Source organism: Rhizobium binxianense, assembly GCF_028994275.1.
In the GTDB taxonomy this organism is placed as follows: domain Bacteria; phylum Pseudomonadota; class Alphaproteobacteria; order Rhizobiales; family Rhizobiaceae; genus Rhizobium; species Rhizobium binxianense.
Genome location: NZ_CP118713.1, coordinates 2,984,287 through 2,999,682 on the forward strand (window position 1 = coordinate 2,984,287; position 15,396 = coordinate 2,999,682).

The following is a 15,396-nucleotide window of genomic DNA, read 5'->3' on the forward strand; positions in this document are numbered from 1 at the left end:
GGAATGAGGGAGGAGAAGTGGGTGGCCCCACAAAGCGTCGGAGATGCTAACCTCGAAGGGCGAGGCACGCCCCTAACCCCGCGCATCCGGCAAGGTCAGAATCACCGGCCCGTTGCGCGTCGCCACCACCGTGTGTTCATATTGCACGGTCGGCGCCTTCGGATCGGCATAGAGCGTCCACGCATCGTCGCCGCCTTCGGCCCAGGTCGCGCCGAGCGACAGGAAGGGCTCGACAGTGAAGACGAGACCGTCCGTCATGACACGCTTTTCCGAAGGGTCCGGCCAAGTCGAAAGCTCGGCCGGCTCCTCGTGCAGCGAGCGGCCGACGCCGTGGCTCGCCAGATTGGCGACCAGCGTATAGCGGTTTTTCTGCGCAAAGGCGCCGACGGCGGTGCCGATCTTGGCCAGCGGCTCGCCCGATTTCACCTGATTGAGCCCGACCCAGAGCGCCCGCTTGCCGTCGCGGCAGAGCCGGTCGATCTTCGGCTTGACCGGCGGCATTGCGAAGGAGGCGCCGGTATCTGCGAAGAAACCGTCCTTCTCCGCAGAGACGTCGATATTGATGAGATCGCCGGCGCGGATGACGCGCGGGCCGGGAATGCCGTGGGCGATTTCCTCGTTGATGCTGATGCAGGTCGCGCCCGGAAACTGGTAGCAGAACTCCGGCGCTGAGCGCGCGCCCGAATCCTCGAGCACCTTGCGGCCGATCCCGTCGAGCTCCAGCGTCGTCATACCGGGCTCCATCGCTGCCGCCATCACCTGGATGGCGTTGGCGCAGATGCGGCCGATCTCCTTGAGCTTTACCAGTTCGTCGTCGTTTGCGATAACCATTCGTCTGTCCCGGCCGTGCGCAGGGCGGCCGCGGCCACCTCAAGCTGAGGCTTTCGCCCCTTCACCCTTTTCAGTCAATGCCTTTCTGACGATCGGCGCGACTTTCGTCCCGTACAGTTCGATGCCGCGCATGATCTGATCATGCGGCATCGGCCCGATCGCCATCTGCAGCAGGAAGCGATCGTTTTTGAAAAGCGCCTGCTGGGCGATGATTTTTTCGGCGACCGTCTCGGGATCGCCGACGAAGAGCGCACCGTTCGGCCCGCGTGACATGTCGAACTGCGCCCGGCTCGTCGGACCCCAGCCGCGCTCGCGGCCGATGCGGTTCATCACCTCGGCCTGCGGCCCGTAGAACTGGTCGGCAGCAGCAGCCGTCGTATCGGCGATGAAACCGTGAACGTTGATGCTGGTTTTCAGCTTCGCCTGATCCTGCCCTGCCCGGCGCGCGGCCTCGCGATAAAGATCGAACAGCGGCGCGAAACGGCGCGGCTCACCGCCGATGATCGCCAGCGCCACCGGCAGCCCGAGCGCGCCGGCGCGTGCCACCGACTGCGGCGTGCCGCCGACGGCAATCCAGAGCGGCAGCAGATCCTGCAGCGGCCTGGGATAGACGCCGCGCCCGTTGATCGGCGCGCGAAGCTCGCCCTTCCACTCCACGACCTCGCTGTCGCGCAACGCCAGCAGCAGATCGAGCTTTTCCTCGAAAAGCTGGTCGTAATCCTCGAGATTGTAGCCGAACAGCGGGAAGGACTCGATGAACGAACCACGCCCGGCCATGATTTCGGCGCGGCCGTTGGAAAGCAGGTCGAGCGTCGAAAACTGCTGGAAGACGCGCACCGGATCGTCGGAGGAGAGCACGGTGACCGCACTGGTCAGCCGGATGTTCTTCGTTTTGACCGCGGCCGCGGCCAATATGGCTGCAGGCGCGGATGCCGCATAATCCGGCCGATGATGCTCGCCGAGCCCGAAGACATCGAGCCCCACCTGATCGGCAAGCTCGATCTCTTCAATGAGATGCTTCAACCGCTCAGCCCCTTCCGCTCCCTTGCTGCGGGAAGGGTTCGGATTGACGTCGGCAAATGTGTAAAGCCCCAGTTCCATCATCGGCATCCTGTTGAATTCCGCCCGGAGATAAGGATCGGCAAGTGCGAACGCAAATACAAACTCTGGAACGGAATGTTCGAGAATCTCGATAGTCGGCATGATGTCTTCGGGTGGTCGTTGGTCGCCTTCACCGCAAGATGGAAAGAGTCTTTGCGCCGTAGACACGCCGCTGCTGGATTCCTGTGACAGGCACAGGAATGAGGGAGCAAGGGGTGAACTCCCCGCCACTCATATCCCTTATCATTCATAGCATTATCATCGGATGCCGGATTTGGGGTAGCAATTGTTGTTGAACTCCACAGACACCAAGAACTCCCTTCTTCCTGTGCCTGTCACAGGAATCCAGCAGTCGCGCGTCCGCGCGACGAAAGAATCGTCACAGACCGAGAAGATGAAACGAGATATCCTCCCATTCCGGATTCTCCCGCTCAATCAGATTGAGCTTCCACTGCCGCGGCCATTTCTTGATCGTCTTCTCGCGCGTAATTGCAGTCGTCAGCAGATCATACTCCTCGAACCACACCAGCGTTTTGACGCCATATTTCGACGTAAAGCCTGGCGTCAACTCGTTCTGGTGTTCGTATAGCCGGCCGGCAAGGTCTCGTCTCAGAATTCAACGACTTCGACGCGCCGTCGGAATCACCTTTCGAACAGCCTCAGGCCTTACCTGAAGCGTCGGAACGGCGCGCCCTCGCCCGCCACTCACATCGTCGCCAGCAACTCCGCCAGCTGGTCGGCGGCCTTGCCCCAGCCTTCGTGAAAGCCCATCTTCTCGTGCGCCTCCTTGTCCTCGGCGCGCCAGTGCAGCGCCTTGGCCGTATACTTCGTGCGGCCATTGCCGAGGTCTTCGAGCAGGATGACGCCGGTGAAGAAGGGTTTTTCCGACGGCACCCAGGCACTGCTATACGCATCGGTGAAGACGATCTTCTCGTTCTCGACGACCTCGAGATAGACGCCACGGTTCGGATATTGATTGCCCTCGGGATCCTGCATGACGACGACACTGGAGCCGCCGGGGCGGACATCGAGCGTTGCTTCCGCCACGCCCCACGGACGCGGCACGAACCACTGCTTCATCAGGACGGGATCGGTCCATGCCTTGTAGATCTTCTCACGCGGCGCGTCGAATTCGCGAACGAGGGTGAGTTCATGCTGCGTGCTGGCGGTCATTTCAACATCTCTCCATTTGAATAAACCTGTTTGCTGTCAGGCTGTTACGAGGACGTGTCGAAGTTCGCCGTTCCGACAGCTCACCGAATTATTTTGCGACCGGCTGTGCCGCCTCTTCCTGCAGCTTGTCGATCTGCCGGCGGATATGGGCGGCCTCGGCCGCCGAATGAGCAAGCGCGATGGCGCGGTCGAAGGCTTCTCGCGCCTGGCTGGTCAAGCCAAGCTGTTTCAGCAGACCGCCCCGTAAACCGTGATAATAGAAATAGCCGTCGAGTTTTTCGCCAAGCGGATCGATGAGGTCGAGCGCATCTTGCGCACCTTGGAGCTTGGAGACGACGACGGCCCGGTTGAGCGTTATGACAGGCGACGGCTGAAGACGCTCCAGCGCGCGATAGAGCAGGTCGATCTCCACCCAGTCGGTATCCCCGGCACGTTTTGCCCGGGAATGAACGGCGGCAATGGCTGCCTGCAACTGATAGGGACCGGGCCGACGATGGCGCAGCGCCTTGTCGAGCAGCGCCAGGGCCTCGTTGATGAAGGGCTGGCTCCAGAGCGATCGGTCCTGATCTTCGAGCAGCACGATCTCATCCTCGGCGCTGAAGCGCGCCGGCCGGCGCGAAATCTGCAGAAGCATGAGCGCAAGCAGCCCCATCAGCTCCGGTTCGGACGGAAACATATGCAGCATCAGCCGAGCCAGCCGGATTGCCTCGTCACTGAAGGCGGCCGCCTCATGCCTGGGATCGGCCTGACTGTAGCCCTCGTTGAAGATGAGATAGATCATCGTACTGACGATCGAAAGCCGTTCGGCCCTCTCCTCGGGGCTCGGCGTTTCGAAAGGCACGCCCGCCTTGGCCACACGCGCCTTGGCCCGGGTGATGCGCTGCTCCATGGCGCTTTCGGACACCAGGAAGGCACGGGCGATCTGCGGCACCGAAAGGCCGGAGACGATGCGCAGCGCCAGCGCGATCTGCTGGGTCGCCGGCAGGTCCGGGTGACAGCAGATGAAGAGAAGCCGCAGGATGTCGTCGCGATAATGGGAATCGTCCAGCCGCTCGGCGATATCGCTTTCGGCATCCTCTGTATCGGAGATTACGTCTTCATCCGGCAGGGCCTGGAGCTTCGACCGCTTGCGCACGGCATCGATGCCGCTGTTGCGCCCGACGAAGATGAGCCAGGCTGTGGGATCGCGCGGCGGCCCCTTTTCCGGCCATGTCCGGATCGCCCTCAGGCATGCCTCCTGGAACGCCTCTTCCGCCGTATCGAGATTGCGGAAATAGCGCAGCAGCGCGCCGAGCGCCTTCGGGCGGGCCGAGGCAAGCGCGAGGTCGATCCAGGCAATGTCTGTCATGATGAAGCATCTCCGGGCCTGAAGACGTAGAAAGGCCGAATTTCGTAAGAGGTGGAGCCGGGATTGACGGAGGAAAGCTGCTTCGAGAAGGCCACCGCCTCATCGAGCGTGTCGAAATCAACCACATAGAAGCCGAGAAGTGCCTCTTTCGTTTCCGCGAAGGGACCGTCGATGACGAGGGCCTCGTCCTTGCCCTTGCGCACCGTGGTCGCCGCCGTCGTCGGCATCAGCCGGCCGACGGGGCCGAGCTTGCCGGCTTGGGCAAGCGGTTCCTGCACGGCATAAAGCTTCTCCATGACGGCAGCCTCCTCCTCCTTGGTCCAGGCGAAGACGGTTTCCTCATGGGCGTAACAAAGGATTGCGTAAAGCATCGATCACTCCTCTTTCCGAATGACGAAGGAGTACCGCCTCGACCGACAGCGTGCATCAAAAAATTATTGATCGGAAAGTGACTGAACTCGATGGGAGCGCCGCAGCTGGCCATGCTAGCGGGCGCCAACTCGGCGGCGAGAACGTGATCTCCTGGAGCACGGCAACGCCGTGGTTGAAACAGAAGTAACGAGAACAGACGGGCGACCCTCACCGCCTTGCTTTCAGCCGAATTAGCCGGGGTTGCGGGTTAGGCTACAAAATTGCCCTCATGACGTCCGCCGAATGAGTACAATGCCCATCAAAGCCGTACACCTAGCTCAAATGCCGACGATGCCACGAAAAGCGTTACTGTAATGCAGACTGAGAAACCATAAGCCGCCTATTCCTCGCATCAAGTATCGCCATCGCGCCGACCGGCACGCTAAGCGGCCAGTCGCCGTGACCGAGCGGCAATCCACCAAGGATGGGCACTTCAAACCTTCCAAGATGATCGCGCAGGAGGTCGACAAGAACCGGATAGCGGGCATCGTCGAAACCGGTAAACTGTCCGATCGCGAAGCCGGCAACCCCATCAAGATGTCCCGCCTTGCGGAGCATGGTCAGTTCACGGTCTACCTGCCCGATGCCGATGCTGACGGCCTCGATCAACAGGATAGCACCTGCCAGATTCGGCAGCGACCAGCCAGCGCAGGTCGCGATCATGCTGAGATTCCCGCCGATCAGTCGCCCCCTTGCCAGGCCATCCGTCGTTGTCGCAATTGTCGGTTCGCTCTCGCGGGCATCGAGCACGTAATCCGCCCCGCTCGTCAGCAAACGAAACAGGCAATCGCCACCGCTATTAGTGTCAGATGGCCAAGTCGCATCGTCCATCAAGGCTCCGTGGACGCCGACCAGCCGGCATTCCTTCCAAAGCACCAGATGCAGGGCGGTGATATCACTGAAACCTACGAGTGGTTTTGGATCCCGCCGTACTGCGTCGAAATCAAGTTGCTCCGAAATGCGAAAGGAGCCCTTGCCGCCGCGCGTCGCAAAAATCGCGCGCACCTCGGGGTCTCTCAGCGCTTCGTTGAGATCGGCCAGCCGGTCCTCGTCTCTACCGGCGAGATAGCCGAATTTGTCGAAGGCATGCGATCCAAAATCGACATGGAAGCCCCAGCTTTCCAGCACCTTTGCCCGCGCCAGGACTGCTTCCTTCTCCGGCGTACTGGCGGGTGAAACGAAGCGTATTTTGTCGCCCGCCTTAAGCCGCGGCGGCACTAGTATCGGCGGTTCGGTCAGCATGGAAGATCCCTCAGATTTCGCTCAGCGTCCGCTTCACCGCATTCTTCCAGCCCTTGAGCTTTGCCGCCCGCAGCTTCTCGTCCATGTCGGGCTCGAACCGCCGATCCCGTTTCCACGTGGCCGAGAAACCGTCCCTATCCGGCCAAACCCCTGCCCGGCTGCCGGCGAGCCAGGCCGCACCGAGTGCCGTCGTTTCGAGAATGACCGGACGGTCGACCGGCGCGTCGAGCAGGTCGGCAAGCCGCTGCATCGTCCAGTCGGAGGCGACCATGCCGCCGTCGACGCGCAGCACCGTGTCGTCGCCGCCGTTCTTCCAGTCCTTCTGCATGGCATCGAGCAGATCACGGGTCTGGTAGCAGACGGCTTCAAGCGCCGCCCTGGAAAGCTCCGCCGGGCCGCTGTTGCGCGTCAGCCCGAAGATCGCGCCACGCGCCTTGGCATCCCAATGCGGTGCGCCGAGGCCGGTGAAGGCGGGCACGAGATAGACCTCCTGCGTCGGGTCGGCCTTTTCAGCCAGCGCGTTGGTATCGCCGGCCTTGCCGATGATGCCGAGCCCGTCACGCAGCCACTGCACGGCGGCACCGGCGATGAAGATCGACCCTTCAAGCGCATAGGTCGTCTCGCCGTTCAGGCGATAGGCAATCGTGGTCAGCAGCCGGTTTTTCGAACGCACCATATCTGCGCCGGTGTTCAGCAGCGCGAAACAGCCGGTGCCGTAGGTCGATTTCAGCATGCCTGGCTGAAAACACGCCTGGCCGACGGTTGCCGCCTGCTGGTCACCGGCAACACCGAGGATCGGGATCGCGGCGCCGAAGATATCGGGATCGACCATGCCGAATTCGGCGGCGCAGTCCTTGACCTCCGGCAACATGGCTGCCGGGACTCGCAGTATATCGAGCAGATCCTCGTCCCAGGCGTTCTCGGCGATATTGTACATCAGCGTGCGTGAGGCATTGGTGGCATCGGTGACGAAACTCTTGCCGCCGGTCAGCCGCCAAATCAGGAAGGTGTCGATCGTGCCGAAGCACAGATCGCCTTTGGCAGCACGCGCCCTGGCACCCTTCACATTGGCGAGCATCCAGGAAAGTTTCGTGCCGGAAAAATAGGGATCAAGGATCAGGCCGGTCTTCTTCGTGAACAGCCGCTCGAGATCCTGCCGTTTCAGATTGTCGCAATAGCTTGCCGTGCGCCGGTCCTGCCAGACGATGGCGTTCTGGATCGGCCGGCCCGTCCCGCGCTCCCAGACGACCACCGTTTCGCGCTGGTTGGTGATGCCCAGCGCGGCAATATCCTTGGCCGTGATTCCAGCCTCGCGCAACGCCATATGGACGGTGGAGACGACCGAATCCCAGATCTCCTCGGGATCGTGTTCGACCCAGCCGGAGCGTGGATAGATCTGAGTGAATTCCTTCTGGCCCTTGCCGGCGACATGCATGTCGCCATCGAAAACGATCGCCCGCGTCGATGTCGTTCCCTGATCGATCGCCAGAACATATCCGCTCATGAAAACCCTCCCGCTAGAGCAATTCCAGCAAAAGTGCGCAGCGGTTTGCGTCCGGAATTGCGTGAAACAAAGAGATAGAGCATTTCCGTGATTCGGAGAAAAACCGAAATGCTCCATGTCGATTGTCGTGACAAATCAATAGGACACGGATGCAAGCGAGAAAAGCGAATAAAGCGGAATTGCCAGCCCGCGGGCTTTAGGCATAACCTCGCCCCTAACGTTGCAACGCAGCATCGCGATCTCGGGAGAAACAGCATGAGCAGAACAGTCGTCGTCACCGGCTCCACCAGCGGCATCGGCCTTGCGATCGCCACGGCCTTCGCCGAAACCGGCGACAACGTCGTCATCAACGGTTTCGGAAATGCCGATGAAATCAAGGCGATCGTCGCGCGGCTTGAATCAGTGTCCAAAGGCCGGGCGCTCTATCATCCGGCCGATATGACGAAGCCCGCCGAGATCGCCGACCTGATCGAAACGGCTGCCGAGACCTTCGGCAGCGTCGACGTCCTGGTCAACAATGCTGGCATCCAGCATGTTGAGAAGATCGAGGATTTCCCGATCGAGAAATGGGACCAGATCATCGCCATCAATCTGTCGAGCTCTTTCCACACCATGCGCGCCGCCATTCCGCTGATGAAGGCGAAGAAGCATGGCCGCATCATCAACATCGCCTCGGCCCACGGGCTCGTCGCCTCCCCGTTCAAATCCGCCTATGTCGCGGCAAAACATGGTATATTGGGCCTGACGAAGACGGCAGCCCTTGAGCTTGCCGAGTTCGGCGTGACGGTGAATGCCATCTGCCCCGGCTATGTGCTGACGCCGCTGGTCGAGAAGCAGATCCCGGATACCGCCAAGGCGCGCGGCATGACCGAGGAACAGGTGAAGAGTGAGGTCATCCTCAAGGCGCAGCCGACCCGTGAATTCGTCAAGGCCGAGGAGATCGGCGCACTGTCGCTTTACCTCGCCAGCGACGCCGCCCGCCAGGTGACCGGAACCCACATCTCGATTGACGGTGGCTGGACGGCGGCTTAACCATTTGGAAAAAACAACCGGGACTATCATGAACGACAGCATCCGCTTCATCCTTAATGGCGAAGACATCGCGCTCACCGATGTCGGGCCGACCGAGACGCTTCTCGATTTTCTGCGGTTGAAGCGACGGCTGACGGGCACCAAAGAAGGATGCGCGGAAGGCGATTGCGGCGCCTGCACCGTGCTCGTCGGCAGGCTGGCCGATGGCAAGCTCGCCTACGAATCCGTCAATGCCTGTATCCGTTTCATGGGCTCGCTGCACGCCACCCATGTGGTGACCGTCGAGCACCTGACAGGCCGCGACGGCGCGCTGCATCCGGTGCAGCAGGCACTTGTGGATTGCCATGGCTCGCAATGCGGCTTCTGCACGCCCGGCTTCGTCATGTCGCTCTACGGCCTTTGGCTGACGAAGGAAAAGCCAAACCGTCAGGAAATCGAAAAGGCGCTGCAAGGCAATCTCTGTCGCTGCACGGGCTACGAGCCGATCGTCAAGGCGGCCGAGCAGGTGAGCCAGATGCGGCCGAGCGCGCTCTTCGACCCGCTGGAGCGGACGCGTTCGGAAATCATCGCGCGGCTCTGGGCCATGCAGGCGAGCGGCACGATCAGGATTGCGAGCGGCGAAGACCGGCTGATCGTGCCGGCTTCGCTCCAGGCGCTCGCCGAAATCCTCGCGCAGGAGCCCGGCGCCATTGTGGTCGCCGGCTCGACCGATGTCGGCCTCTGGGTGACAAAGCAGATGCGCAAGCTGAGCCCGGTCGTCTTCATCAATCACTTGAGCGAACTGCAATCGGTCACGGAAGGCGATGACGGCGTTACCCTCGGCGCCGGTGTCAGCTACACCAGAGCCTTCGAGGCGCTTTCCAGGAAAATCCCGGCGCTCGGGCGGCTGATCGATCGCATCGGCGGCGAACAGGTGCGCAACATGGGCACGATCGGCGGTAATATCGCCAACGGCTCGCCGATCGGCGACAGTCCGCCGCCGCTGATCGCGCTCGGCGCGACGCTGACGCTGCGGTCCCTGCAAGGCCAGCGCAGAATGCCGCTCGAGGATTTCTTCATCGCCTATGGCCAACAAGACCGGAAACCCGGCGAATTCGTCGAAAGCGTCTTCGTGCCCTATCCCAAGGCAACCAGCCACTTTGCCGCCTACAAGATCACCAAGCGCCGCGACGAGGACATCACCGCCGTGCTCGGCGCCTTCCTGCTGACGCTCGACGACGCCGAGGTGATCACCGAGATCCGCATCGCCTTCGGCGGCATGGCGGCAACACCGAAACGCGCCCGCACGGTGGAGGCCGAACTGATCGGCAAACCCTGGACGGAAGCGACGATCGAGGCCGCCCGCCCCGCCTTCGACGCCGACTACCAGCCGCTCACCGACTGGCGCGCTACGGCCGAATACCGGCAACTGACGGCAAAGAACCTGTTGACGCGGTTCTATCTAGAGACCGTCGGCGCGCCGGCCGAACTGAAGCGGTTCGAGGAGGTGGCGTGATGGAAAAATCGATCTTCAGCCTGATCTCCAAGACCTGGTCGCAGGCTTCGATGGGAACGGTCGCGGTCGCCTCCCCTCCCTCATTCCTGTGCTTGTCACAGGAATCCAGAGCGCCCAAGTCCTTGGGCGCGGGAGACCTTACTTTGCCGTCATATGAGTCATTCCCCGCGCCGACGCGCGGTGGCTGGATTCCTGTGACGAGCACAGGAATGAGGGAGTATGAGGCAACGACACTCCCCTTCGTCATACTCGAAGGACACCGCTAATGGACAAGTCCACCTTTGAAGACCGCAAGGCCATCATATCAGGCCCCATGCACGGCTCGCTGCGCCATGATTCAGCGCATAAGCACGTCACCGGAACCGCCGATTATATCGACGACATCCCCGAACCCGCCGGCCTTCTGCACGGCGCCCTCGGCCTCTCCGACCGGGCGCATGCCGAAATCACCGGCATCGACCTGTCCGAAGTCGCCGCCTATCCCGGCGTCGTCTGGGTCTTCACCGGCAAGGACGTGCCCGGCGTCAACGATGTCAGTTCCAACGGCAGCCATGACGAGCCGCTGCTGGCCGAGACTTTGGTTCAGTTCCACGGCCAGCCGATCTTTGCCGTCATCGCCGAGACGCGGGATGCCGCCCGCCGCGCCGCGCGGCTGGCAAAGATCGACTATCGCGACCTGCCGCACTGGAGCGATATCGACGGGGCACTGGCCAATGGCAGCCCGCTAGTCATCACCCCAATGACGCTCCGGCGCGGCGAGCCGGAAACGGAAATGACGAATGCCGCCATGCGTCTGAAAGGTCAGATGCGCATCGGCGGCCAGGAGCATTTCTACCTCGAAGGTCATATCGCCGCGGCGATCCCCGGCGAGGACGACGAGGTGACCGTCTGGTCCTCGACGCAGCATCCGAGCGAGATCCAGCATATCGTCGGCCATGTGCTCGATATCCCTTCCAATGCCGTGACCGTCAATGTCCGCCGCATGGGCGGCGGCTTCGGCGGCAAGGAGACGCAGGGCAACCAGTTCGCAGCCCTCGCCGCCATCGCCGCCAAGAAGCTCGGCCGCGCCATCAAATTCCGCCCGGACCGCGACGAGGACATGAGCGCCACCGGCAAGCGCCACGATTTCCTCGTCGATTACGAGGTGGGCTTCGATGCCGATGGCCGCATCCACGCGGTCGACGCCACCTATGCGGCGCGCTGCGGCTTCTCCTCCGACCTGTCGGGACCAGTAACCGACAGAGCCCTCTTCCATGCCGATTCCAGCTATTTCTACCCGCATGTGCACCTGGTCTCAAAGCCACTGAAAACCCACACCGTTTCCAACACCGCCTTCCGCGGTTTCGGCGGCCCGCAGGGCATGCTCGGCGCCGAGCGATTCATCGAGGAGATCGCCTATGCCCTCGGCAAGGATCCGCTCGATGTCCGCAAGCTGAATTTCTACGGCCAGCCGGGCTCCGGGCGCACGCTCACGCCTTACCACCAAGAGGTCGAGGACAATATCATCGCCCGTGTCGTCGAGGAGCTCGAGGAAACCGCCGAATACCGGGCGCGGCGCAATGCCATCATCGCCTTCAACCGCGACAGCCGCTATATCAGAAAGGGCATCGCGCTGACGCCGGTCAAATTCGGCATCTCCTTCACGATGACCGCCTTCAACCAGGCCGGCGCCCTCGTCCACATCTACCAGGACGGCTCGATCCACCTGAACCATGGCGGCACCGAAATGGGCCAGGGCCTCTACACCAAGGTGGCGCAGGTGCTGGCCGACAGCTTCCAGGTCGATATCGACCGGGTGAAGATCACCGCGACGACGACGGCCAAGGTGCCGAACACCTCGGCCACCGCCGCTTCCTCCGGTTCCGACCTGAACGGCATGGCAGCCTTCGACGCCGCCCGCCAGATCAAGGAACGGCTGGTGGCCTTCGCCGCCGAAAAATGGGACGTTGGCCCCGCCGACGTCGTCTTCCTGCCGAACCGGGTGCGTGTCGGCGAAATCGAGATCCCCTTCCCCGATTTCATCAAGCAGGCCTATTTCGCCCGCGTCCAGCTTTCCGCCGCCGGCTTCTACAAGACGCCGAAGATCCACTGGGACCGCAAGGCCGGCCGCGGCACGCCCTTCTACTATTTCGCCTACGGCGCCGCCTGCACCGAAGTGTCGATCGACACGCTGACCGGCGAATATCTGATCGACCGCACCGACATCCTCCACGATGTCGGCCGCTCGCTGAACCCGGCGATCGACCTCGGCCAGGTCGAGGGCGCCTTCGTGCAGGGCATGGGCTGGCTGACGACCGAAGAGCTCTGGTGGGATGCCAAGGGCCGGCTGCGCACCCATGCGCCCTCGACCTACAAGATTCCGCTCGCCTCCGACCGCCCGAAAATCTTCAACGTGCGCCTCGCCGAGTGGTCGGAGAACACCGAGGCCACCATCGGCCGCTCCAAGGCCGTCGGCGAACCACCCTTCATGCTGGCGATCTCAGTGCTGGAGGCCCTGTCGATGGCGGTGGCAAGTGTCGCCGACTACAAGGTCTGCCCGAGGCTGGACGCGCCGGCGACGCCGGAACGGGTGCTGATGGCGGTCGAGCGGATGAAGCGGGTGTAGCAGATGGAAACGCGTCCGGCTCGTTTGTTGGCCTCGGCGGCCAACCCATCGGCCCTCCACCCATGACCGACCTCTCCAGCTTCATCGCCGCCCACCCGGACAGCATCCTCATCGACATCACCAGCACGCAAGGCTCCACCCCGCGTGAGGCCGGCACCTTCATGCTGGTATCGCCAACCGCCTTATGGGGCACGATCGGCGGCGGCCAGTTCGAGTTCATGGCGATCGGCAATGCGCGGGAGATGCTGGCGGGAACCGGCGGAATGGCGGAGATGGATATCCCACTCGGCCCCGACATCGGCCAGTGCTGCGGCGGGCGCACGCAATTGCGGTTTCGCCGGATGACACAGGCGGTCGCCGAAGAAATCGAAGCCAGGCGAACCAGTGAGATCGAGTGTCTGCCGCAGGTCTATCTCTTCGGCGCCGGTCATGTCGGCCGGGCGCTGGCCGCGGCCTTGGCGCCGCTGCCGCTGTCGGTGACGGTCGTCGAGACGCGGCAGGAAGAACTCGCCAATCTGCCGGATGAAACCAAGACGCGGCTCGTGCCGATGCCGGAAGCACTGGTGAAGGATATTGCGGCCGGCGGCGCGGTGATCATCCTGACACACGACCATGCGCTGGACTTCCTCATTGCCCGCGAGGCGCTGGAGCGGACCGACCTCGCCTATACCGGCATGATCGGCTCGGCGACCAAACGCGCCACTTTCGCAAGCTGGCTTTCCCGCGAGGGCAGCGGAGAGCGCGGCTGGTTGGAGCGGCTGACGCTGCCGATCGGCGGCTCTGAAGTCAGGGACAAGCGCCCTGAGGTGATCGCCGCCATGACTGCCGCCGAGATCCTGACGGCGCTCGCTGCCTACCGCATGCGCTCGTCCTCGTAATAGGGATCGCGCCCGTCGAGGAAACCGAGATCGCGCTTGACGCGATCCGGCACCGTGTCGAGATCGAGGCTGGGCATGCGCCAGCTCCGCGCCAGCCGACCGCCGATGCGCCTGAAAATTCCGATGGTCGGCTGCGGCGGGCTCTGTTCGATAAAATAGCAATCCATGACATCACCTCAATGGTTTGATGGTATGAGTTGCAGTTTGCAGCCAAAAATGCTGCAATTCCAATCGAACGACCGTCTGCCTACATCAAGAGAACTTATCCATGAAACTCTCCAAACAATTCCCGCTGAATGCGCTGCGCGTCTTCGAGGCCGCTGCCCGGCTGGGAAGTTTCACCAAGGCGGGCGACGAACTCGGCATGACGCAGACGGCCGTCAGCTACCAGATCAAGCTCTTGGAGGAGAATGTCGGCGAGCCGCTCTTCCTGCGCCGTCCCCGTCAGATCGCCCTGACGGAGACCGGCGAGCGGCTGGCGCCGAAGGTGACCGAAGCCTTTGACATGCTGCACGACGCGATGGCGACGGCGCGCGACAGCGTCGAAGGCACGCTCGCCATCAGTTCGACCCATACCTTCGCCTCGAAATGGCTGGCGCCGCGCCTCGGCTCTTTCCACTTGAAGCATCCGGCGATCGCGGTGCGCTTTCAGGCGAGCTCCGACATCATCGATTTTACCCGCGAGCAGATCGATGTCGGCATCCGCTGGGGCGACGGCAACTGGCCGGGGCTGGTGCTGCACCGGCTGATGGGCCTGGAGTTCACCCCAATGCTGAGCCCGAAGCTGGCGGAATCGGCAGGCGGCATCAAGGAGCCGCGCGATCTCCTGAACTTCGATCTCTTCGACGCCGGCGACATCTGGTGGAAACAATGGTTCGAGGCAGCCGGCGTCACCGAGACGGATCTCGATCGCCGCCCGCGCAACCAGCTCGGCTCCCAGGCTGTGGAAGCCGATGCGGCCATCGCCGGCCACGGCGTCGCCATCCTCCATCCGGCCTTCTATGCGGCCGAGATCGCCCTTGGCCGGCTCTACCAGCCCTTCGAACTGACGCGCAGCGACGGCAAGGCCTACTGGCTCGTCTATCCGGAAAACCGCCGCAACGTGCCGAAGATCAAGGCCTTCCGCAATTGGATCCTCGACGAGATGAAGATCGCTGGAAACTAGAGCAATTCCTGGAAAGGGGTGAAGCGGTTTTGCCAGGCAAAGCGTGAAACGCTTTTGCCGGGAATTGCGCGGAAAACAAAGAGAGAGCATTTTCGTGATTCGAAGAAAGACGGAAATGCTTCCCGTCATGACCGGACCCGGCTCAACAGCCGGGTCCGATACTGTGGCCAAACGTCAATATCCCATTTCCGGCGCATAGAAACAGCGCGGCGTATCTTCGTTTGGGAACAGGCAGAGATGATAGTCGTTGTCGCCGGATTGCATCGCCTTCGTCATCGGCAGCAGGAAGACATGAGCATGCGTGACCAGCCGGTGGTCGCCCGGCAGCAGGGTTACACGATATCCGCCCGGCGTCACCGCCACGCTTTTCGAAGGGATCATTTGGCAATCACCATTATGACTGTCGCCGTTGCAACAATAGGGGTCATAACTCCATCCGGAAGGTGCGTCGTGAGCCGTCGCCAGCGACGCATACGCAATCATCACACACGTCAGAATGCTGCGCATGGGCATCTTCTCCGTTGATGAATGCGCCGCCGATGATCTAACGTTTCTTATTTATTCCGGCGGCCTTAAACATAACTGTAATCGAGTCGTCGTCGTTTCAAGGT

Annotated in this window: 14 protein-coding genes and 1 pseudogene; 5 read left to right on the forward strand and 10 right to left on the reverse strand. The window is 62.2% G+C overall.

Going from position 1 to position 15,396, the window contains the following annotated elements; translation table 11 throughout:
- Nucleotides 1-72 precede the first annotated feature (72 nt).
- The 8 genes and pseudogenes from map to glpK all read right to left on the reverse strand — a co-directional run bounded on the left by map (nucleotide 73) and on the right by glpK (nucleotide 7,610).
- Nucleotides 73-831 carry a type I methionyl aminopeptidase gene (gene map / locus PO860_RS14835; protein ID WP_272781904.1) on the reverse strand — a complete coding sequence of 253 codons (759 nt, stop codon included), beginning with the start codon at nucleotides 829-831 and terminating at the stop codon, nucleotides 73-75.
- 39 nt (nucleotides 832-870) lie between these two features.
- A complete protein-coding gene (locus tag PO860_RS14840) occupies nucleotides 871-1,932 on the reverse strand; it encodes an LLM class flavin-dependent oxidoreductase (protein WP_273884364.1) in 1,062 nt (353 codons plus the stop codon).
- Between the two features lie 379 nt (nucleotides 1,933-2,311).
- Nucleotides 2,312-2,539, reverse strand: a pseudogene (locus PO860_RS14845) (GIY-YIG nuclease family protein); the annotation flags it as partial.
- A 98-nt stretch (nucleotides 2,540-2,637) separates the two neighbouring features.
- Complete coding sequence (locus tag PO860_RS14850; RefSeq protein WP_273884339.1) at nucleotides 2,638-3,105, reverse strand: SRPBCC family protein; 468 nt, start codon at nucleotides 3,103-3,105, stop codon at nucleotides 2,638-2,640.
- Between the two features lie 88 nt (nucleotides 3,106-3,193).
- Nucleotides 3,194-4,453 (reverse strand): RNA polymerase sigma factor, encoded by a 1,260-nt coding sequence (locus PO860_RS14855; protein ID WP_273884340.1) that lies wholly within the window; start codon nucleotides 4,451-4,453, stop codon nucleotides 3,194-3,196.
- Nucleotides 4,450-4,824: a YciI family protein gene (locus PO860_RS14860; RefSeq protein WP_183607960.1), complete on the reverse strand. Its 375-nt coding sequence runs from the start codon at nucleotides 4,822-4,824 to the stop codon at nucleotides 4,450-4,452. Before PO860_RS14860 ends, PO860_RS14855 begins: the two co-directional genes overlap by 4 nt.
- Nucleotides 4,825-5,170: 346 nt before the next feature.
- On the reverse strand, nucleotides 5,171-6,106 hold the full coding sequence (locus tag PO860_RS14865; protein WP_273884341.1) for a S66 peptidase family protein: 936 nt from the start codon (nucleotides 6,104-6,106) through the stop codon (nucleotides 5,171-5,173).
- Between the two features lie 10 nt (nucleotides 6,107-6,116).
- A complete protein-coding gene (gene glpK / locus PO860_RS14870; protein ID WP_183607958.1) occupies nucleotides 6,117-7,610 on the reverse strand; it encodes a glycerol kinase GlpK in 1,494 nt (497 codons plus the stop codon).
- 255 nt (nucleotides 7,611-7,865) lie between these two features.
- Here glpK and PO860_RS14875 point away from each other — a divergent pair, with 255 nt between their 5' ends.
- The 4 genes from PO860_RS14875 to xdhC all read left to right on the forward strand — a co-directional run bounded on the left by PO860_RS14875 (nucleotide 7,866) and on the right by xdhC (nucleotide 13,620).
- Nucleotides 7,866-8,642, forward strand: a complete 777-nt coding sequence (locus tag PO860_RS14875; RefSeq protein ID WP_183607957.1) for a 3-hydroxybutyrate dehydrogenase — start codon at nucleotides 7,866-7,868, stop codon at nucleotides 8,640-8,642.
- Nucleotides 8,643-8,670: 28 nt separating this feature from the next.
- Nucleotides 8,671-10,137: a xanthine dehydrogenase small subunit gene (gene xdhA / locus PO860_RS14880; protein ID WP_273884342.1), complete on the forward strand. Its 1,467-nt coding sequence runs from the start codon at nucleotides 8,671-8,673 to the stop codon at nucleotides 10,135-10,137.
- Between the two features lie 265 nt (nucleotides 10,138-10,402).
- The gene (gene xdhB / locus PO860_RS14885) at nucleotides 10,403-12,742 is read left to right on the forward strand and encodes a xanthine dehydrogenase molybdopterin binding subunit (RefSeq protein ID WP_183607955.1); all 2,340 of its coding nucleotides are present in this window, start codon (nucleotides 10,403-10,405) and stop codon (nucleotides 12,740-12,742) included.
- A 62-nt stretch (nucleotides 12,743-12,804) separates the two neighbouring features.
- Entirely contained in the window at nucleotides 12,805-13,620 is an 816-nt protein-coding gene (gene xdhC / locus PO860_RS14890) for a xanthine dehydrogenase accessory protein XdhC (RefSeq protein WP_273884343.1), read from the forward strand.
- On the opposite strand, the gene PO860_RS14895 is transcribed toward xdhC, so the two are convergent.
- A complete protein-coding gene (locus PO860_RS14895; protein ID WP_272781902.1) occupies nucleotides 13,596-13,787 on the reverse strand; it encodes a hypothetical protein in 192 nt (63 codons plus the stop codon). The two genes, xdhC and PO860_RS14895, sit on opposite strands and share 25 nt — an antisense overlap.
- A gap of 101 nt (nucleotides 13,788-13,888) precedes the next feature.
- Here PO860_RS14895 and PO860_RS14900 point away from each other — a divergent pair, with 101 nt between their 5' ends.
- A complete protein-coding gene (locus PO860_RS14900) occupies nucleotides 13,889-14,785 on the forward strand; it encodes a LysR substrate-binding domain-containing protein (RefSeq protein WP_275037881.1) in 897 nt (298 codons plus the stop codon).
- A gap of 174 nt (nucleotides 14,786-14,959) precedes the next feature.
- On the opposite strand, the gene PO860_RS14905 is transcribed toward PO860_RS14900, so the two are convergent.
- Nucleotides 14,960-15,292 carry a hypothetical protein gene (locus PO860_RS14905; RefSeq protein ID WP_003565666.1) on the reverse strand — a complete coding sequence of 111 codons (333 nt, stop codon included), beginning with the start codon at nucleotides 15,290-15,292 and terminating at the stop codon, nucleotides 14,960-14,962.
- Nucleotides 15,293-15,396: the final 104 nt, after the last annotated feature.